This is a genomic window from Asticcacaulis sp. DW145, assembly GCF_037101385.1.
GTDB lineage: Bacteria > Pseudomonadota > Alphaproteobacteria > Caulobacterales > Caulobacteraceae > Asticcacaulis > Asticcacaulis currens.
This window is the reverse complement of sequence record NZ_AP029024.1, coordinates 1,415,573-1,434,691: the sequence shown is the minus strand read 5'-3', so window position 1 is coordinate 1,434,691 and position 19,119 is coordinate 1,415,573. Positions and strand designations below refer to the sequence as shown.

The 19,119-nt window shown below is 61.6% G+C and carries 16 protein-coding genes; 11 read left to right on the top strand and 5 right to left on the bottom strand.

Annotation, left to right across the window (positions count from 1 at the left end):
* The first annotated feature begins 125 nt into the window (after positions 1–125).
* Positions 126–2,312, top strand: a complete 2,187-nt coding sequence (locus tag AACH73_RS06565; protein ID WP_338734356.1) for an ATP-binding protein — start codon at positions 126–128, stop codon at positions 2,310–2,312.
* Here AACH73_RS06565 and AACH73_RS06560 read toward each other — a convergent pair.
* Together AACH73_RS06560 and AACH73_RS06555 are read right to left on the bottom strand one after the other, a co-directional pair.
* A complete protein-coding gene (locus tag AACH73_RS06560; RefSeq protein ID WP_338734355.1) occupies positions 2,290–2,643 on the bottom strand; it encodes a hypothetical protein in 354 nt (117 codons plus the stop codon). The two genes, AACH73_RS06565 and AACH73_RS06560, sit on opposite strands and share 23 nt — an antisense overlap.
* Before the next feature lie 226 nt (positions 2,644–2,869).
* A complete protein-coding gene (locus AACH73_RS06555) occupies positions 2,870–3,577 on the bottom strand; it encodes a FadR/GntR family transcriptional regulator (RefSeq protein WP_272742150.1) in 708 nt (235 codons plus the stop codon).
* 505 nt (positions 3,578–4,082) lie between these two features.
* Between AACH73_RS06555 and AACH73_RS06550 the strand changes: the two genes are divergently transcribed.
* Both AACH73_RS06550 and AACH73_RS06545 read left to right on the top strand, forming a co-directional pair.
* On the top strand, positions 4,083–5,744 hold the full coding sequence (locus tag AACH73_RS06550) for a DUF5597 domain-containing protein (protein ID WP_338734354.1): 1,662 nt from the start codon (positions 4,083–4,085) through the stop codon (positions 5,742–5,744).
* A gap of 133 nt (positions 5,745–5,877) precedes the next feature.
* Positions 5,878–8,751 (top strand): TIM-barrel domain-containing protein, encoded by a 2,874-nt coding sequence (locus AACH73_RS06545; protein WP_338734353.1) that lies wholly within the window; start codon positions 5,878–5,880, stop codon positions 8,749–8,751.
* Positions 8,752–8,981: 230 nt separating this feature from the next.
* On the opposite strand, the gene AACH73_RS06540 is transcribed toward AACH73_RS06545, so the two are convergent.
* The gene (locus AACH73_RS06540) at positions 8,982–9,824 is read right to left on the bottom strand and encodes a DUF1365 domain-containing protein (protein ID WP_338734352.1); all 843 of its coding nucleotides are present in this window, start codon (positions 9,822–9,824) and stop codon (positions 8,982–8,984) included.
* Positions 9,821–11,197 (bottom strand): FAD-dependent oxidoreductase, encoded by a 1,377-nt coding sequence (locus AACH73_RS06535; protein ID WP_338734351.1) that lies wholly within the window; start codon positions 11,195–11,197, stop codon positions 9,821–9,823. Before AACH73_RS06535 ends, AACH73_RS06540 begins: the two co-directional genes overlap by 4 nt.
* A 247-nt stretch (positions 11,198–11,444) precedes the next feature.
* Here AACH73_RS06535 and AACH73_RS06530 point away from each other — a divergent pair, with 247 nt between their 5' ends.
* From AACH73_RS06530 to dxs, 8 genes are all read left to right on the top strand, one after another.
* Complete coding sequence (locus tag AACH73_RS06530) at positions 11,445–12,083, top strand: sigma-70 family RNA polymerase sigma factor (RefSeq protein WP_272742145.1); 639 nt, start codon at positions 11,445–11,447, stop codon at positions 12,081–12,083.
* Positions 12,080–12,733: a ChrR family anti-sigma-E factor gene (locus tag AACH73_RS06525; RefSeq protein ID WP_338734349.1), complete on the top strand. Its 654-nt coding sequence runs from the start codon at positions 12,080–12,082 to the stop codon at positions 12,731–12,733. The genes AACH73_RS06530 and AACH73_RS06525 overlap by 4 nt, the downstream gene beginning before the upstream one ends.
* Positions 12,734–12,814: 81 nt before the next feature.
* Positions 12,815–13,240 (top strand): DUF2177 family protein, encoded by a 426-nt coding sequence (locus AACH73_RS06520; protein ID WP_338734348.1) that lies wholly within the window; start codon positions 12,815–12,817, stop codon positions 13,238–13,240.
* A gap of 54 nt (positions 13,241–13,294) precedes the next feature.
* The gene (locus AACH73_RS06515; RefSeq protein ID WP_272742142.1) at positions 13,295–14,527 is read left to right on the top strand and encodes a cyclopropane-fatty-acyl-phospholipid synthase family protein; all 1,233 of its coding nucleotides are present in this window, start codon (positions 13,295–13,297) and stop codon (positions 14,525–14,527) included.
* Positions 14,528–14,665: 138 nt separating this feature from the next.
* On the top strand, positions 14,666–15,268 hold the full coding sequence (locus AACH73_RS06510) for a histidine phosphatase family protein (RefSeq protein WP_338734347.1): 603 nt from the start codon (positions 14,666–14,668) through the stop codon (positions 15,266–15,268).
* 62 nt (positions 15,269–15,330) lie between these two features.
* Positions 15,331–15,585 (top strand): exodeoxyribonuclease VII small subunit, encoded by a 255-nt coding sequence (locus AACH73_RS06505; RefSeq protein WP_272742140.1) that lies wholly within the window; start codon positions 15,331–15,333, stop codon positions 15,583–15,585.
* A 4-nt stretch (positions 15,586–15,589) separates the two neighbouring features.
* Entirely contained in the window at positions 15,590–16,498 is a 909-nt protein-coding gene (locus AACH73_RS06500) for a polyprenyl synthetase family protein (protein WP_272742227.1), read from the top strand.
* 131 nt (positions 16,499–16,629) lie between these two features.
* Entirely contained in the window at positions 16,630–18,555 is a 1,926-nt protein-coding gene (gene dxs, locus AACH73_RS06495) for a 1-deoxy-D-xylulose-5-phosphate synthase (protein ID WP_338734346.1), read from the top strand.
* Between the two features lie 41 nt (positions 18,556–18,596).
* On the opposite strand, the gene AACH73_RS06490 is transcribed toward dxs, so the two are convergent.
* Complete coding sequence (locus tag AACH73_RS06490; protein ID WP_338734345.1) at positions 18,597–18,998, bottom strand: RcnB family protein; 402 nt, start codon at positions 18,996–18,998, stop codon at positions 18,597–18,599.
* Positions 18,999–19,119: the final 121 nt, after the last annotated feature.

The window sequence follows — 19,119 nt, the reverse complement described above, 5'->3', positions numbered from 1 at the left end:
GCGCGTCAAAAACATAGGGCCATGAGGCGGCTCATCTGAGCCGACGAATGCTCTAAGCTAAATCCGGGCAGGATTCGCAAATTAGGTTAAACTCTGGCGATTCGTTTTGGTGAAAGGTTTCCACCTTGTCTTCGTCTCCCGCCCAGACATCTACACAGACACCTACCCAATCACCTGTGCAGAAACCCACCGCTGCGGCGGCTCCGAAAAATCTGCTGGAGCGGCTGCGCGATTTTGCGTCGCCGGCGGCCCTGACGGTGGTGGCGATCATCGTGATCTGCGCCTGTGCGGCCTTCTGGTTCATTGCGGGAGAATTGCCGGTCGGCGTCGTCCTGACCATTCTCGTCATCGTGATGGGGGCGGTGGTGTCGGTGGCCCTGTTCGCGTTCAGCAACGACGAAGAGACCGAAACGCGCGGACCGGGGGTCACCGCCCTTGTCGAGGCTCTGGCTGAGCCTGCGGCCATTGCCAGCTTCGATGGTCGCCTGAACGCCACCAACCCCGCCTGGCGCGATGCCGGGGGGAATGAAAAACGCCTGCCGGGCGGTGAGGGCAGCGCCGCCCTGTTTGTCGCCATGCGTGAGGCGCGTGCGCAGGGCAGCAGCCGTGCCCTTGTGCGGCTGGGGAGCTTCGATTTTGAGATGCTGCTGGCGCGGCTGGGCGATGAGCAGGTGCTGGTCCGTGCCGCGTCGCCGGGCGTTCTGGGCACCGGATTGCTGCTCAATCACGAACTGCCCGCGACGGAGGGCATGGAACCCGTTGTTGAAACCGAGGTCGTAGCACCGGCAGTGTCCCCGGTCACTCCGGCCTTTGACGGCTCCGACGCGCCCTTTGGTCAGGCCCTGCTGGAGGGCGACGCCCTGCTGACGGCGAAAATCACCCGTATCAACCCGGTGTTTGCCCGCCTTATGGGGGCTTCTGTCGCCGAGCTGACGGGCAAGGTGTGGGGCGACCTGATCGACGCCGCCTCGCGCGAAGAGGCGCAGGCCAAGCTCGATGCGAAAAAGACCGCCTTTGAGGTCAAGTTGCTGTCCAATAAGGACCTTCCCTTACAGGTGCGTCTGGCGCACACGGCGGGGGGCTTTATGCTCTATCTGTTCGATATCAGCGAGCAGAAGCAGCTTGAGCAGTCTCTGGCGCAGGTACAGAAGATGCAGGCCATCGGGCAGTTCGCCGGCGGTGTGGCGCACGATCTCAATAATCTGCTGACCGGGCTCAAGCTGCGGGTTGAAGACCTGCTGCACAACCATCCGCTGGGGGACCCCTCCTATGGCGGGCTGAACGAAATCCGTCAGATTTCGACGCGCGCCGAGGACCTGGTGCGCAAGCTGCTGGCCTTTTCGCGCAAGCAGACGGTCAAGCGCGTCACGCTCAATCTCGGCGAACTGATCTCCGAGTCGGAGGTGCTGCTGCGCCGTCTGATGCGCGAAGACGTGAAGCTCGAAACCGAATATGGCCGCGATCTGCCCGACATCCATGCCGACAAGGGCCAGATGGAAATGGCGGTCATGAACCTCGTCGTCAATGCGCGCGATGCGGTGCATTCGTCTGGCGGCGGGCGCGTCAAAATCCGTTCGGCGGCGCTGACTCAGGCCGAGGCTGTGGCGCAAGGCTGGGCCGACGCTCCGGCGCAGGGCGCGGCCCTGATCGAGGTGTCGGACAATGGCCCCGGCATCCCGCCGGAGATCATGACCAAGGTCTTCGAGCCGTTTTTCACCACCAAGCCGCTGGGCGAGGGGACGGGGCTGGGGCTGGCGACCGTCTATGGCATCGTCAATCAGGCCGATGGTCATATCGCCATTACCTCGGTGGTCGCTCCCGACGAGGGGCATGGGGCGACTTTCAAAATCTTCCTGCCGATCAAGGTGCACGTGGCAAAGCCTGACGCCCCGAAGGTCGAAGCGGCGGCGGCGTCTCCGCCCAAGGTGACGCCGAAGGACATGTCGGGTGCCGGGCGCATCCTGTTTGTCGAGGATGAAGAAATCGTGCGCGGCATCGCCGCCCGCCTGCTGCGTCAGCGCGGCTATGAGGTGACCGAGGCGTCGGACGGTGAAGAGGCGCTCGACATCATCCAGAGCGGCGACAAGTTCGACCTGCTGATTTCCGACGTCATCATGCCGGGGCTGGACGGGCCGTCCATGCTCAAAAAAGCGCGGCCCTTCCTCGGCAATGTGCCGGTGATGTTCATTTCGGGCTATGCCGAGGCCGAATTCTCGGACCTTCTGGAAGACGAGGTGGGCGTGTCCTTCCTGCCCAAGCCGCTGGATATCAAGACGCTGGCCGAACGGGTCAAGGCGCAACTGGCGGCGTGAGTTTGGCGTTCGCCTTATACCACGCCAGTACGCTCTCAAGACCCTCAACAATGTGGGCCAGCCCCGCCGCCGGGTAGGCCAGGCTGATGTCGCGTAGCTGCGCGGTCAGACGCGCCAGCCTGTCGCCGGGGAAGGCGATATAGGGCAGGGGGCAGCCGGGGATAGCCAATACGGCAGATTGTCCAGCCGTCGTCAGAAGCTGTGCCTTTCCGAGATCACCGGTTGCGGGGTCCAGACCTTCGATCATGGGTAAGCCGAGATCGCGGCTGCCCAACCAAGCCAGACGGCCCTTCTTATAGGCCTCGGAAGTATAAAGATCGGTAGAGGCCATTATCAGGCAAAGACACAAAGCCTGAGCGGCGTCAACGCCATAGGCGTTCTTCGGCTTTTTTGCGCCTAAGCCTTCGATGAGGAAGGTACAGGCCCATCTGGCGTCCGTCTCCGCAAAGGGCCGCCAGACATAGAGATCAACACTCCCGTCCTCGTCCAGTTCAAACTGGCGATGCAGGATGGCGTCTTCTTTGCGATGGTCGATCGTCCCACCCCCCGGACCGTGCTTACTCTCCGACCGCCGGATCGTAGGTCTTGATCAGTTCCAGCGATTCCAGCAGGATGGCGCGCATGGCGTGCAGGGCCCCGTCGGCATCGCCTTTTTCAATGGCGATCAGCACGGCTTCGTGGGCCGGGATGGAGGCGGTGTGGCCGGAAATCTTGTTTGTGACGCCGATCGACAGGCGCAGGGCCGTATTGATCAGTTCGCGCAACTGCCAGAAGAAGGGGTTGCCCGACGCGCGCAGGATGGCAACGTGGAATTCGATATCGGCGGCAAGCGCCTGATCGTGTTCGGCCGCGTGCTCGCGCATTCCGTTCAGGCCGTCGCGGATGGCCTTGATGTCCTTGCGGTCGGCGTGCTGGGCGGCCAGAGACGCGGCCACGGGCTCGATAGCCAGCCGCACCTCGGTGAATTCGCGGTAGATGGTGTTGGAGAAGGGGCGTTCCATCAGCCAGCGCGTGACGTCCGGATCGAGCAGGTTCCAGCGGCTGACGGGTTCGACCTTGGTCCCCTGACGCGGCCGGGCGCTCAGAAGGCCCTTGGCGGTCAGCATCTTCACCGCTTCGCGCGCGACGGTGCGGCTGGCGGCGAAGCGCAGGCACAGTTCGGCCTCCGTCGGAAAGCCGGTGCTGTCATAATGACCGGCCACGATGGATTGACCGAGCGTTTCCAGAAGTCCGTAGGTGAGGCTGACGCCGTGTTGCGTACGCATGAATAAGGGGCCTGTAGGCATATCTGAGTCTTGTTATAAGATGAGTAATCACCGATGTTTCCGCCGCTTGTCCAGCATTAATGACAAATAAGACCAAGGGTCATTGAAAATGACTCTGGGTATGCCTTTCGAGACTGTCTCATGTCACTGACACATATGAGACAGTCTCGTGTCTTCAACGACCGGATGCGGTCAGCATCTTCGGCCGTTGGCATAAGACGCTACAGAGGGGGCCGGACACGCGCGCACATGTGAAAACGATTGAAAATGATAGCGTTATCATTTTTTGCCCTTGCGCCCTAATCCGATGATGATTAAGACAATTGTATAATAAAAAAAATGCCGCTTTGCTCAGCGGCGTACAAGGCGAGGGAACAGTGCGGTGCAGACGCACCGTCTAAAAAAAGGCGGGCGGCTGTTTATCCCTCAAGCGAAGTTCAGACGCGGACCTCAGGTGTCCGTCAAAAAGCCGCTGCGTCGCATCGGCCAGTCAGGGGAGCCGTGCATGGGTATAAGAGTATCGCGCCGTCTGTGGATGTCCGTCGCTGTGGTCAGCGTGGCTATGTGTCTTGTGCCCGCCGTTGAGGCATGGGCGCAAAACAAGCCATTGCCGCAGGTGGTCAAAAAGAACGGCAAGGCGGCGCTGATGGTCGATGGCGCGCCGTACCTCATTCTGGGGGCGCAGGCCAATAATTCGTCCAACTACGTGGCGCAACTGCCCAAGGTGTGGCCGGCGATCAAGGATATTCAGGCCAATACGCTGGAAATTCCGATGGCCTGGGAGCAGATCGAGCCCAAGGAAGGCCAGTTCGACTTCGCTTATGTCGATGAGCTGGTGAAACAGGCGCGTCAGAACCATGTGCGTCTGGTGCTGTTGTGGTTCGGGACGTGGAAAAACACCTCGCCCAACTATACGCCGGACTGGGTGAAGCTCGACAACAAGCGCTTCCCGCGTATCACCAAAAAAGACGGTACGATGTCCTATTGCCTGTCGCCGATGGAGCGCACGACGCTGGAGGCCGACAAGAAGGCCTTTGTCGCCCTGATGACGCACCTGAAAAAGATCGACGGCGACCAGCACACGGTCATCATGATCCAGCCGCAGAACGAGTCCGGCACCTATGGCAGTGTGCGCGACTATTCGCCCAAGGCGGAAAAGGTCTTCAACGGGCCGGTGCCTCAGGCGCTGCTCAAAAAGAAGGGGATCAGCAAGGGCGGCACGTGGAGCGTGGTGTTCGGCAAACACGCCGACGAATATTTCCACGCCTGGCATATCGCCAGCTATATCAATGAGATCGCGGCCGCCGGTCGCGACGTCTATGACCTGCCCATGTACGTCAATGCGGCGCTGCGTGAGCCGTTGATCGAGGTGGGGCCGGAGACCTATTCGTCAGGTGGGCCGACCCACAATGTCATCGACATCTATCAGGCGGCAGCCCCGGCCATCGATATCATCGCCCCCGATATTTATAAGCGCGACTCGGCCAATTACGAGGCTGTGCTGAGCCTCTATTCGAAGTTCGAGAATCCGCTGTTTGTGCCGGAAACGGGCTCTGATACCGAATTTGCCCGCTATATTTTCAGCGTCTTCGGCCGCGGCGGCATCGGTTTCTCGCCGTTCGGTATCGACTATACGGGCTATACCAACTACCCGCTGGGCGGCAAGGACATGTCGCCGGAGGGCCTGAAGCCGTTTCGGGAAAAATACGCCCTGTTTGCGCCGATGATGCGCGACTGGGCCAAAATCGCCTATGAAAACCCCGTCTGGGGTGTGTCGGAGGCCGATGACCGCAAGCCGCAAACGATCGACCTGGGCGGCAAGTGGAAACTCGACGTGCTCTATGGGGAGTGGCAGTTCGGCCTGACCGAATGGACGTGGATGGGCAAGGTCGATCCGGTGCCGGGCCGCGAAAAGCCCAATGGCGGCGTGGTCGTGGCGCAGCTTTCCGAAGACGAATTTCTGGTGACCGGCGTCCACGCCCGGCTGAATTTCGGGCTTGGCCCCAAAACCAAGGGCAAGAACCTGATCTTCCGTTCGGTCGAGCAGGGGCACTTTGAAAACGGCCAGTGGGTCGTCGATTTCGTGTGGAATGGCGACCAGATCGACTACGGCCTGAACCTGACCGGCCAGCCGGCCGTGCTCAAGGTCAAACTGGCGACGTATTAATGTTCAACCCCCTCTCCCCTGCGGGGAGAGGGTTGGGGTGAGGGGACGCTCAGGCCGTCCTGAATGCCCCCTCATCCGGCGCTGACGCGCCACCTTCTCCCTCAAAGGAGAAGAGATATTCGGGAGAAGACAGATGAAACCCTATATCTACGCCTCGACGCTGGCCGTCGCCATGATGGCCTCCACGGCGCTGGCCGGGACCTACAGCCGCACCGATACCGGCATTGTGGTCAAGCCGGATACCGGCACGGCGAAGGAAATCCGCCTCAATGTCATCAGCGACTCGATCATTCAGGTGGTCGGCGTCGATGACCCGGCGCGCGAACAGCTGCCGTCGCTGATGGCCGTCGCCAAGCCGGACGGCAAGTTCACCGTGACCGATGGCAAAGGGTCCGTCACCCTTAAGGCCGCCGCCGCCTCGGCGCAGGTGGACCTGACGACCGGCCGCCTGACCTTCTTCAACGCCAAGGGCCAGCCGGTGCTGAAAGAGGTCAGGAGCGCCATCACCCCGGTGACGGTCGAGGGTAAGCCCTATGTGGCCACCAGCGCCCAGTTCAACCCCGGAACGACCGAGGCCTTCTACGGACTGGGGCAGCACCAGAACGCCCAGATGAACCTCAATGGCGAAGACATCGAGCTGCGCCAGCACAATATGGATATCGGCATCCCCTTCGTGGTGTCGGACAAGAATTACGGCGTGCTGTGGGACAACAATTCGGTCACGCGCTTTGGCAATCCGGTGCGCTTCGGTCTGGCCAGCCGCGATCTGAAACTGACGGCGCTCGATGGTTCCAAGGGCCTGACCGCCAAATATTACGTCGATGACAAGCTGATCCTGACGCGCGTTGAGCCCGACATCCGCTATCAGTTCCTGAGCGATGTCGATAAGTACTGGCCGACCGATCCGGCGCTGAGCAAGGCCGCGACGACGGGCAAAAAAGTTAAGGTCGTCTGGGAAGGCTCGGCCACCTCGGACACGCCGGGCGTGCACAAGATGCGCCTGTTTGCCTCGGATTATGTGACGATGAAGGTCGATGGCAAGACGATCTTTGATCACGGCATCTGGCGGATGGGCTGGAACGCCTGGTACAACAATTTCGAGCAGACCTTCGCCAAAAACAAGCCGGTCAAGCTTCAGGTCGAGTGGCTGCCGTCGGGTGGCCTGATCTCGCTGCACCATTCCAACCCGGAACCGGCGGCGGACACACACTCGCTGCGCTTCACCTCAGAGGCGGGCACGGGCCTGACCTACTATTTCATCTCCGCCGACAGCCTTGAGGGCGTCATTTCCGGCTATCACACCGTCACCGGCAAGCCGCCGATGATGCCGAAATGGGCCTATGGCTTCTGGCAGTCGCGCCAGCGTTACGAGACGCAGGATCAGCTTCTGGGGGTGCTCAAGACCTATCGCGACAACAGGTGGCCGATCGACAATATCGTGCAGGACTGGTTCTACTGGCCGGAAGACCAGTGGGGCAGCCACAAGTTCGACCCGGTTCGCTTCCCCGATCCGCAAAAGCTGGTTGATGAGGTGCACAAACAGAATGCCCACATCATGATTTCGATCTGGGGCAAGTTCTATCCCAATACCGACAACTACAAAGAGCTGGACGCCAAGGGCTATATGTGGCGCCGCAATGTCGAGCTGGGCTTCAAGGACTGGGTGGGGCCGGGCTATCTCAACAGCCACTATTCGCCCTATAACAAGGAAGCGCGCGACATCTATTACCGCCAGATGAAGGAAGGTCTGGTCAAGTACGGCTTCGACGCCTGGTGGATGGACAATACCGAGCCGGACGTGCGCTCCAACACCAGCCCGGAGGAGTTTGCCGAGCTGATCACCCCGACCCAGATGGGGCCAGGTGCGCTGGTCCACAACGCCTATGCGACCATGAATTCTCAGGCCATGTATGACGGCCTCAAAGCCGATCAGCCGGACAAGCGTCAGTTCATACTGACCCGTTCGGGCTTTGCCGGCGTGCAGCGTAACGCCGCTGCCGTGTGGTCGGGCGATGTGGTTGGCACCTGGGACAATCTGTACGATCAGATTTCGGCGGGTGTGCAGACCGGCTTCTCCGGCGTACCCAACTGGACGCATGACATCGGTGGCTATGCGCAGGAAACGCGCTTTCAGGGCAAGGATGTTGGCGGGCTTCAGGAAAACCGCGCCGCCGGTGGCACGGGCACGGCGGAGGACCTGAAGGAATGGCGTGAGCTGAACCAGCGCTGGTGGCAGTTCGGGGCCTTCTCGCCGCTGTTCCGCTCGCACGGCGAAGGCGTGAAGCGCGAAATCCACGAAATCTCGCCCCCGGGTTCGCCCATGCGCGCCAATATGGTGTGGTTCCTTGAGCTGCGGTACCGCCTGATGCCGTACATCTATTCGGCGGCAGCAGACGCCCATTACGAGTCGGCTCCGATCATGCGCGGCTTCGCGCTGGACTTCCCGACGGATGCCAGGGGCAAGGACGTCAAGGACGCCTATATGTTCGGCAAGTCGATACTGGTCGCGCCGGTCACCAAGTATCAGGCCACGTCACGCAGCGTCTATTTCCCGGCGGGCACCAACTGGTACAATGCCTATACGGGCGAGACGGTGAAGGGCGGTCAGACGCAGACCGTCGCGGCTCCGCTCGATCAGTTGCCGCTGTTCGTCAGGGCCGGGGCGATCCTGCCGATGGGTCCGGTCATACAGTATGTCGATGAAAAGCCGGACGCGACGCTGACGATCAATGTCTATACGGGTGCCGATGGCCGCTACAGCCTCTATGAGGACGATGGTGTGTCGAATGGCTATGAGAAGGGCAAGTTCACCCGCATCCCGTTCAGCTATAATGACAAGACCGGCGAACTGACCATCGGGGCGCGCACGGGCCAGTACGACAAGATGGTGGCGGCGCGGACCTTCAAGGTGCGCTTCCTGAAGGCGGGCGACAAGACGACCGACTTCGACGCCCCGGCCATCAGCGTCGCCTATTCGGGCAATGCGGTGAAGGTGAAGCGGCCGTAATCACGCATGGCTTATACCTCCCCGGCTTGCCGGGGAGGGGACCATCAAGCGAAGCGTAGAGGGTGGTGGGGGCTTCTTTAGAGCGATGTGCGGAAAAGTGTGAGCGGTTTTCCGCAAAAACATCGCGACAAAACAAAAATTTAGAGCGAAATGACGATTCCACTCAAAGTCATTTCGCGCTAGCTTCAACGATCAGAGGATATGTTGAAACACTCGCGACGCCCCCTCCGTCATCGCGCTTCGCGCGGTGCCACCTCTCCCGGCACACCTGGGGCGTAGGAAGAGGGGAGCGGCTGACCCACGCTGAACACGTCCGGGGCATGTTTGGGGCCGGGGCGGTATTTGACGCCCTTGAGCCAGATTTTCAGCGCTTCCCAATGGATGCCCCACACGACCTTTAAGGTCATCAGCGGCATGGTGAGGAAGTATTTCATCAGCACGCGGTCGTTCAGCGCCTCGCGTTGGGCATTGAAGCTGGCGACCAGCATCTTTGCGCGGCCTTCGGGGCGCACCTGCTCCAGCAGGATGCGCAGACCAAAGCGCGCCTCCGGCGGGGTCAGGTCGAAGCTGTAGGCCATGTCCATATCCATAAACGGCGAGACGTGCAGCCGCTTGCCCGCCGCCTGATGCAGGCGGCCCTTGTCCTGCACCGGCAGGACGTAGCAATGGCGGTCGCCGAAGGTGTTGTTGACCTGATAGACCACGGCGCGCAGGTCGCCATCGGCCTTTTCGACGAAATAGAGGCTGATCGGGTTGAATACGAAGCCCAGAACGCGCGGCATGGCCAGCAGGAACAGCCGGTCGCCCGCCTCGTAAAGACCCTGTGGCGTCAGGAAGGCGATGATCCGCTCGCGCAGCGGTGTAGCCGTGTCGCCCCTGACCGGGCCGTGATCACGCTCATAAAAACCCAGCAGATTGAGACGGTTGAAGCCGAGCGTCTTTAAGGGTTTCAGGCTTTGGTCGAGGTGGTCGAGATCGAACAGGATCTGAAACACTGAATATTCCAGATGGTGCACCCTGGGCGCAAAGCGGTGGTGCATGACGGGGCCGGCATAGAGGGCCGGGCGCATCATTCCGCCGCCTCCAGCAGGGTGCGGGCCGGTTGCCAGAAGATGCGCGAGCGGCCCCAGTCGAAGGCCCACGGACGCGAAACGCCGCTGATGGCCTCGGCGACGGCCAAACCCGATTGCAGGCCGTCCTCGTGGAAGCCCGCGCCGAAATAGGCCCCGCAGAACCAGGTGCGGTTGACGCCCTGTAAGGCTCCCAACTGCGTCTGGGCGGCGATGGCGGCCTGATCGAACAGGGGATGGTCGAACATCATGCGCTTGATCACCTTGTCTTCGGCAATCGGCGTGACGGCGTTGAGCGTCACGAACACGTCCCGACCCGGCAGGTTTTGCAGCAGGTTCATCCAGTAGGTGACGCACAGCATACGCCCCGCCGTCATCTCGTCCTTGCGGCCAATATAGTTCCAACTCGCCCAGGCGTGACGGCGTCGCGGCATCAGGCTGGCGTCCGTGTGCATCACCACTTCGTTGTCGGTGTAGCGGAAGGCCGACAGCACCTTCGCTTCCTGCGGTGTGGCATTGTCGCCCAATATACGCAAGGTGTCGTGCGCGTGCGTGGCGAACACCACCTCATCGAAGTGATGAACCTCGCCGCGCGTATCGGTCAGGGTGACGCCCTCGGCGTGGCGTTCGGCCGTCACAATGCCACAGTGGGTGCGGATGCGGTGTCTGAACGGGGCGGTCAGACGCTCGACATAGGCCTGCGAGCCGCCGGTGACGGTGCGCCACTGGATGCGTTCGGCCAGATTGAGCTTCAGCAGGCCGTGGTTTTCAAAGAAGGTCATGAAGGCGCGGAACGGATAGTCCATGACCTCGGCGGCGGAGGTGGACCAGATGGCAGCGGCCTGCGGCACCAGATGATCCTCGATAAAGGGCCGTGAATAGCGCCGGCTGATCAGATACTCGCCCAGGGTCAGGCGCTCGTCCTGACGCGCCTTGTGATCGAGCGGGGCGGTCTTGTAGAAGCGTACCAGATCCCACATCAGGCGCAGGAAACGCGGGCGCACCACATTGCCCCATTGCGCCAGAAGCCCGGCCAGAGACACTGAAGCGTATTCCAGTCGCCCCTTGTCGATGGAGACGCCGAACGACATGTCAGAGGACTGATGCGGTGCGCCGATATGATCGAGCAGGGCCGACAGATTCGGGTAGCAAGGGATATTAAAGACGATAAAGCCCATATCGACCCACAGTGGGCTTTCGGTGCTGCCGATATTGACGCTGTGACTATGGCCGCCGGGCCGATCTTCTTTTTCAAACACCGTGATGTCGGCATAGGTATCCAGATGCCACGCCGCCGACAATCCGGAAATCCCGGTGCCCACAATGGCGATGCGAGGGCGGTCGCGGGATTCTACCGGGCGGCTTGCGTCGTACATCAGCATCTCCTGTAACACTATAGAAACGCTTACGCTAGGCGACGGGCGCTGGATCAGCCTATCCGCTTTTCCGGAAATGGTATGCTCTTTAATGACGACGGCTGAAGATGCGGGTGGCATCCGGGCGAAACGCCGCTTAAAAAGTCATTTTCAAATGACCCCCGGCATAAATCCAAATGTGTGGTGGCGGCGTAAAAGCATCATGACCACAGCCAAGTCCACATCGACTCCTTACGGGCGGCCTCAAATGTCCTTTGACCGCGACGATATAATCGGGTCTTCTGCGCGGATGATCGTCGCAGAGACTGGCCTGAGCCGGGGAGGGCGCCCCTTGGGCGTGCCCGAAGCCCTGATTTTACGCATCGCCGAAGGGCGTGACCGTGCGGCCTATGCGCAATTGTTCAGTCAATACGCGCCCAAACTCAAGGCCTTCATGATGGGCCGCGGTCTGACCGCCATCGAAGCGGAGGATCTGGCGCAGGATGCCCTGCTCAATGTGTGGCGAAAGGCGTCGTACTTTGACCCGTCCAAGGCGTCGGCGACAACGTGGATCTATTCCATCGCGCGCAACCTGCATATCGACGGCGTGCGCAAGCAAAAGCGCGCCCAGACCCTGCCGGAAGACCTGTGGGCCCCGGAACCGGAACAGGCCCCGGATACGCACCTGATCGGGGTGCAGGATGCCAAGACGATTGGCGTCCTGATGCAGACCCTGTCGCCGGAGCAGCGCGAAGTGGTGCGGCTGTCGTTTTTTGAGGACCTGTCGCATGGCGACATCGCGCAGGCCCTGTCCATCCCTCTGGGGACCGTGAAATCACGTCTTCGGCTGGCGCTTCTGCGGCTGCGGGCGGCCTTTGAAACCCGTGCTGAAAGTAAAAGCGTATGACGTCGATTAATCACCACCTCGATGAGGTTATCCTGCTCGACTATCACCGTGGCCGTCTGAACGCCGGTCAGTCCCTGCTGGTCGAAACGCATCTGGAAATGTGCCCGAATTGCCGCACGTCGCTGCGCCTGTTTGACGCCATCGGCGCCTCCATGCTCGAAGAGGTCGTGCCGGTCGATATGGCCGATGACGCGCTGGAGCTGGCGCTGGCGCGTATCGAGCGCCCCGAAGAGGCCCCTGAGCCGCGCGTTGCGCCCGAACTTCCCGCCTATCTTAAGGGTATCGACCTGCCGGAATCTGTGCGCGCGGCGGCCTTCAAGCCGCGCTACTGGGGCGCGCCCGGCGTGTGGATGGCGCATCTCGATGCCCCCAGGGACGGACGTGGCCTGACCTATCTGATGCACGTCAAGGGCGGCATGCAGATGCCGGTTCACGATCACCAGGGCCTTGAAATGACGCTGGTCCTGACAGGGTGTTTCAGCGACGATCGCGGGGCCTATCACCCCGGTGACTGCGTGTCGTGTGAGGCGGGGGATCACCATTCGCCGCTGATCGCGGCCGATGATTGCCTGTGCCTGATCGCGGCGAACGCGCCCATCGCGCCCCGTACACTTTTGGGTAAACTGTTGCAGCCTTTCGCGCGTATCTAAAACACACAACCTCTTGCCGTTGCGGGATATCCTGCGGCGGCACGGGGTGCCCATCCCTACCCACAGTCCCGAAGGTGAGGCATGAAGATGTTTCTGAGCGCGCTCGTCCTGACCCTGATCGCTTTTGCGGTGATAGACACCGTGTGGCTGAGCCTCACCGCCGGTCCGGTCTATAAGCCGCTGATGGGCGATCTGATGGCCACGCGCATCAATATGCCTGCCGCCATTTCCTTTTATCTGCTCTATGGCCTCGGCGTGACGTGGTTTCTGACCTTTCCGGCCCTTTCCGGCCAGTTGCCAGTGCAGGGCCTGCCGGCGGGATGGTCGCTGACGGTCAGTGCGGCCCTGCTGGGGCTGATGGCTTATGGCACCTATAATCTGACAGCCATGGCGGTGATCCGCGACTGGTCCCCGAAACTGGTGGCCATTGACATGATCTGGGGGGCGGTTTTGACTACGGCGGCGTCGCACCTGGTCGTGTTCGCCGGGCGGCTGCTCAAGATATAGATTTTTTGCAGCGCATATTTCCAATATAATAAAAAACTCAGACGGAGGCGGCCCATGTCCAGCACCTCGACATCCCTTGGTCCCCATTTCGCCACAACGAGTGCCGACCTGCATCTGGTGCCGAAGGCCCTGCGCCGGCCGTTGAAGACGCTGCGCCACAACTGGCACCGCGGCAATCTCGACATTATCCTGCCGAGCGGTACACCGTTTGAAATCCGCGGCCGCGAGCCGGGCCCGCACGGCGTCTTGAAGGTCAATGATTTCCGCTTTCTGCGCCGCGTTCTGGCGGCGGGCGATGTCGGCTTTGCCGATGGCTATGTCGCGGGGGAGTGGGACACGCCCGACCTGCCCGACCTGCTCGAAGTCTTTACGCTGAATATCGACCGTCTGACGCGCTTCTTTATCGGCAATCCGTTCATGCAGATGATGAGCCGTCTGCTGCACAGCTTCAACCGCAACACCAAGGAAGGGTCGCGGCGCAATATCTTTGCACATTACGATCTGGGTAATGCCTTCTATTCGCAGTGGCTCGACGCCACCATGACCTATTCGTCCGCCCTGTTTAAAGGCACCGAAGACCTTGAGCGGGCGCAGACGGCCAAGTACGCGGCGCTGGCGAGGCTGGTCGATCTCAAGCCGGGGCAGCGGGTGCTGGAAATCGGCTGCGGCTGGGGCGGCTTTGCCGAATACGCGGCGAAACTGGGCGCCAGGGCCACCTGCCTGACCATTTCACCGTCGCAGCACGACTATGCGGTCGCGCGTATGCAGCGGCTGGGTCTTTCCGATCAGGTCGAAATCAAGCTGCTCGATTACCGCGATGTGACGGGCGAATACGATGCCATCGTCTCTATCGAGATGTTCGAGGCGGTCGGGATGGAATACTGGGACACCTATTTCCGCAAGGTGTCGGACTGCCTTAAGCCGGGCGGCAAGGCGGCGTTGCAAATCATTACGATCCGCGACGAGCTGTTCGAAGATTACCGTCAGCGCCCGGACTTCATCCAGCGCTATATCTTCCCCGGCGGCATGTTGCCGTCGCCGTCAAAGCTGCGCAGCCACAGCGCCAAGGCTGACCTGTCGGTCCTGTCGGATCAGTCGTTCGGCCACGACTATGCCCGCACGCTCAATATGTGGGCGCGTCGCTTCGATGCCGCGTGGGCGGAGGGGCGCATCAGCGGCTTCGATGAAGCCTTCCGCAAGATGTGGCTGTTTTATCTGGCCTATTGCGAGGCAGGTTTCCGCACCGAGCGCACGGATGTGGTGCATTTCACCCTCCAGAAGGCGTGACGTCTGCCGCGTCACTTCGACAGCCGCCTGCCTCGCTACGGTGATTTAGGCACTTGTCTCCCCCCATGCGGCGGGCTACCAAACCTCTCAATGAAACGGAGCCGGAATCGTTTGCGATTCCCGCAGAGAGGCAGCGGTTTGGCCAAGAGCGGCGCAGCGCAGACACGAAACGGGGCGATTACCCTCGTGCGGCACGGCGAACCGGCCCTGTCGCGGCGCGTCCGGCTGACGGCGGCGGGCTATCGCGACTGGTGGGGGCGCTACACGCTGGCCGGTCTGCTCGAAGGCCAGATTCCGCCGCCGCAGCTGATCAAATGGGCCGAAGAGGCCGGTTTTGTCTATTCTTCGACCCTGCAACGCTCCATCGAAACGGCGCGCGCGGTGTGCAAGGGCAAGCCGTTCGAGTCGCTCGACCTGTTCGTCGAAGCGCCCCTGCCGCCGCCGGATTTCCCGACCTTCCTGACCTTTTCACCCAAATACTGGGGCGGGATTTCGCGCTTCTGGTGGTGGGCCTTTAATCACCACGCGGGCGAGGAAACGCGTAAAGACGCCGAGGCCCGCGCCGCAGAGGCCGCGCGCTTCCTGCACGAAAAAGCGCAGACGGGCGAAGACGTGCTGCTTCTGGCGCACGGCTATTTCAACTGGATGATTTCGCTCGAACTGGGAAAATTAGGCTATAGCCAAACCTGTGAGCAGGGGTTTAAGTACTGGGGCTGCCGTCGCTATGAACGGCGTGCCTGAGCGGCCGCTCCCGGACGCCGCCATCCTCCGTACCCTGTCGAGTGCGTAACGAAAGGCCGATCATGACCGAAACCCCAGCGACCCTGCCCCCTGAGACAATGTCCTTCGAAGAGGCGCTGAGCCAGCTTGAGCGCATCGTGGCGGAGCTTGAGTCCGGTCAGGCCCCGCTGGAAAAGTCTCTGGAACTGTATAAGCGCGGTGCGGCCCTGAAGGCCCTGTGCGAGGAGCGCCTTGAGGCCGCCCGCCTTCAGGTCGAAAAGATCACCCTGACCCGGACCGGTCAGGTCGAGGGCACGGCCCCGGCGGAGTTCAACTGATTTGATGCCGGTCGCCGCCAATTCCGACCTGCCGCCCCTGCATCAGCGGATGCAGGAGACCGCCGATCTGGTGACGATGGCGCTCGATGAGCTTCTGCCGCGCGCCGAAGGCTTCGAGTCGCGCCTGACCGAAGCCATGCGTTATGCCGCCCTGGGGCCGGGTAAGCGCCTGCGGCCCTTCTTTGCGCTGGAAACCGGGCGTCTGTTCGATGCGGATTCTCAGGCCGTGCTGCGGGCGGCGTGCGCGCTGGAATGTATCCACGCCTATTCGCTGGTGCACGACGACCTGCCGTGTATGGACGATGACGATATTCGCCGCGGGCAACTGACCGTGCACCGCGCCTATGATGAGGCGACGGCGGTTCTGGCCGGGGATGCGCTCCAGACGGTGGCGTTCGAGATTCTGGCTTCCGAAGACACCCATGAAGACCCGCGCGTACGCGTTGAGCTGATCTCGCGGCTGGCCCTGGCTTCGGGTGCGCAGGGCATGGCCGGCGGTCAGATGATCGACCTCATCGGGGTGTCCGACGATCTGGGCGGCGTGGCGCGGATGCAGCGCATGAAAACCGGCGCGCTGATCGTCCATGCCTTTGAAATCCCGATTATTATTGCCGATGCGCCGGAAAAGGAGGCCAATGCCCTGATCCATTTCGCGCAGGATCTGGGGCTGGCCTATCAGATTGCCGACGACCTTCTGGACGTCGAGGGCGATCCGGACCTGCTGGGCAAGGCGGCGGGCGGCAAGGATGCGGCCAAGGGCAAGACCAATTTCGTCACGCTGCTGGGGCTGGATGAGGCCAAGGCGCGGGTGCGGCTCCTGTCCGACCAGTGCAAGGCGCGGCTGGATATTTTTGGGACCGATGCCGACATCCTGCGCGACAGCGTGGATTTTGTGCTGAAACGGCAGAGTTAAGCGGGTACGTCTGCGCCGCCACAGGCAAAGTCTTCGCTACTGGACAAAACCGCCTCACAGTTTTATGTCGGTTGCGGTAGAGACGAACAAAACCATTGCCGGTTCTGATCCCGCCTGTGAGTGCACCGCTTATGCCCCAACCCGAAACGCCGGTCCTGGACACGCTGACGGTCCCGGAAGCGATCCGCCATCTGTCCGCCGCTGAGCTGAAGACGCTGGCGGATGAAGTGCGCGCCGAAACCATTGATGTGGTGTCTAAGACGGGCGGGCATCTGGGCTCGGCGCTGGGCGTGGTCGAACTGACCGTGGCGCTGCACCATGTGTTTGAAACCCCGCGCGATATTCTGATCTGGGATGTCGGGCATCAATGCTACCCGCACAAGATTCTGACCGGGCGGCGCGACCGCATCCGATCCTTACGTCAGGGGGGCGGCCTCAGCGGTTTTACCAAGCGCTCGGAAAGCCCCTACGATCCGTTCGGCGCAGCCCACGCGGCCACCTCGATTTCGGCGGCGCTCGGCTTTTGCGCGGCGCGCGACCACAAGGGCGAGACGAATAAGGTCGTGGCGGTCATCGGTGACGGCTCGATGTCGGCCGGCATGGCCTATGAGGCGATGAACAATGCCGCCGAAACGACCAAAAATCTGACGGTTATCCTCAATGATAACGACATGTCGATCGCGCCCCCGGTGGGCGGCATGAGCGCCTATCTGGCCAATCTGGTCTCCGGCGGCGCCTATCAGGCCGTGCGCCGCTTCGGTAAGAGCGTGGCCGAGCGTCTGCCGCGCCCGCTATTTGAAATGGCCAAGAAGTCGGAAGAGTTTTCGCGCACCTGGTTCACCGGCGGCACCTTTTTTGAGGAACTGGGCTTCTACTATGTCGGTCCTATTGACGGGCACGACATGGAAAACCTGCTGTCGGTCTTAAAGCGCGTGCGCGACATTACCGACCGTCCGGTGCTGGTGCACGTCGTGACGCAGAAGGGCAAGGGCTATGCCCCGGCTGAGGCCGCCGCCGACAAGTATCATGGCGTGGCGAAGTTCGACGTCATCACCGGTGAACAGGCCAAACCCAAGGCCAATGCCCCCAGCTATACCGAAGTCTTTGCCGCCGAACTGATCAAGCAGGCGCAGATCGACCCGAAGGTGGTGGCCATCACCGCCGCCATGCCGTCGGGCACCGGTCTTGACCGCTTTGCCGAGGTGTTTCCGTCGCGCTGCTATGACGTGGGCATCGCCGAACAGCACGCCGTGACCTTTGCCGCCGGTCTGGCGGCAGACGGCATGAAGCCGTTTTGCGCGCTCTATTCCACCTTCCTGCAACGCGGTTACGATCAGGTGGCGCACGATGTGGCGCTTCAGGACCTGCCCGTGCGCTTTGCCATCGACCGCGCCGGTCTGGTCGGGGCCGATGGGGCGACTCACGCCGGGACGTTCGATATCGGCTATCTGGGCACCCTGCCCGGTATGATGATCATGGCCGCTTCGGATGAGGCGGAGCTGGCGCGTATGATCGCCACGGCCACCGCCTATGATGATGGCCCTTCGGCGTTCAGATACCCGCGCGGTGAAGGTGTCGGCGTTGAAATCCCGGCCGTGCCGGAAACGCTGGCTATCGGGCGCGGGCGGATCGTGCGCGAAGGCTCAAAGGTGGCCATCCTGTCGCTGGGGGCGCGCCTGCCGGAGGCCTTGAAGGCCGCCGATCTTTTGGGGGCGCGCGGGCTTTCGACCACGGTGGCCGATGCACGTTTCGCCAAGCCGCTGGATAAGGCACTGATCCTTCAACTGGCGCGCCACCACGAATGCCTGATCACGGTCGAAGAGGGCGCCATGGGCGGCTTCGGAGCCTTTGTGCTGCACTATCTGGCGGCTGAGGGCGCGCTGGATAACGGCCTGAAAATCCGCACCCTGACCCTGCCGGATCGCTTCCAGGACCACGACAAGCCGGAAAAAATGTATGCCGATGCGGGCCTTGACGCGCAGGGCATAGCGGCTTCGGCCATGAAAGCGCTGGGGTTCAGCGAGGCCGATATCGCCAAGGCAGCGGTGCAGGGATAAAGAAACGGCGCCCCAATGGACGCCGTTTCTCATTCAATGCCTTAATTACTAAGCACGATGGCCGCAATCAGGCCCGTGGCCACGGCCGCCAGCACGTAGCGGTCATCGACCTGACGCCACTCATAGCCGCGCGGCGGCGCGTAGAGGTGGCGGTGGCGGCGGTAATCCACCTCATAGCCGCGATCCCAATCGCGATAGGCGACATAGCCACCGCGACGCCATTCGGAACGCTCGCGCCAGCCATAGTGGCGGCCACGATCATAGCTGCGGTAATAGTCGTAACGCCCGCGGCGGTCGTCGCGATCCCAGCGGTCGTACCGGTCATGGTGACGTTCGTGACGATCATAGCGGTCGTGGTCGCGCGGGTGAGCGGTGGCCACGTCGGCCATCAGCAGGGAGCCAGCCATCATGGCCAGCAAGGACGTAGTCATTATGCGTTTCATAACGGTCTCCTGTCTTGCCCCATCCCAATGCTACCCACACTAGTGCGGCGTGCCTGAACCGTGCATGAACGCAAACGGGTCGGCGTTATTCAGTCATTTCACCGAAGGATAAAGATGTAAT

Coding starts and splice junctions, on each gene's coding strand:
- AACH73_RS06525 (WP_338734349.1), top strand. CDS start 12,080: ATGACGTCGATTAATCACCACCTCGATGAGGTTATCCTGCTCGACTAT.
- AACH73_RS06520 (WP_338734348.1), top strand. CDS start 12,815: ATGAAGATGTTTCTGAGCGCGCTCGTCCTGACCCTGATCGCTTTTGCG.
- AACH73_RS06530 (WP_272742145.1), top strand. CDS start 11,445: ATGTCCTTTGACCGCGACGATATAATCGGGTCTTCTGCGCGGATGATC.
- AACH73_RS06560 (WP_338734355.1), bottom strand. CDS start 2,643: ATGGCCTCTACCGATCTTTATACTTCCGAGGCCTATAAGAAGGGCCGT.
- AACH73_RS06505 (WP_272742140.1), top strand. CDS start 15,331: ATGACCGAAACCCCAGCGACCCTGCCCCCTGAGACAATGTCCTTCGAA.
- AACH73_RS06545 (WP_338734353.1), top strand. CDS start 5,878: ATGAAACCCTATATCTACGCCTCGACGCTGGCCGTCGCCATGATGGCC.
- AACH73_RS06555 (WP_272742150.1), bottom strand. CDS start 3,577: ATGCGTACGCAACACGGCGTCAGCCTCACCTACGGACTTCTGGAAACG.
- AACH73_RS06535 (WP_338734351.1), bottom strand. CDS start 11,197: ATGTACGACGCAAGCCGCCCGGTAGAATCCCGCGACCGCCCTCGCATC.
- AACH73_RS06500 (WP_272742227.1), top strand. CDS start 15,590: ATGCCGGTCGCCGCCAATTCCGACCTGCCGCCCCTGCATCAGCGGATG.
- AACH73_RS06550 (WP_338734354.1), top strand. CDS start 4,083: ATGGGTATAAGAGTATCGCGCCGTCTGTGGATGTCCGTCGCTGTGGTC.
- AACH73_RS06540 (WP_338734352.1), bottom strand. CDS start 9,824: ATGATGCGCCCGGCCCTCTATGCCGGCCCCGTCATGCACCACCGCTTT.
- AACH73_RS06490 (WP_338734345.1), bottom strand. CDS start 18,998: ATGAAACGCATAATGACTACGTCCTTGCTGGCCATGATGGCTGGCTCC.
- AACH73_RS06515 (WP_272742142.1), top strand. CDS start 13,295: ATGTCCAGCACCTCGACATCCCTTGGTCCCCATTTCGCCACAACGAGT.
- dxs (WP_338734346.1), top strand. CDS start 16,630: ATGCCCCAACCCGAAACGCCGGTCCTGGACACGCTGACGGTCCCGGAA.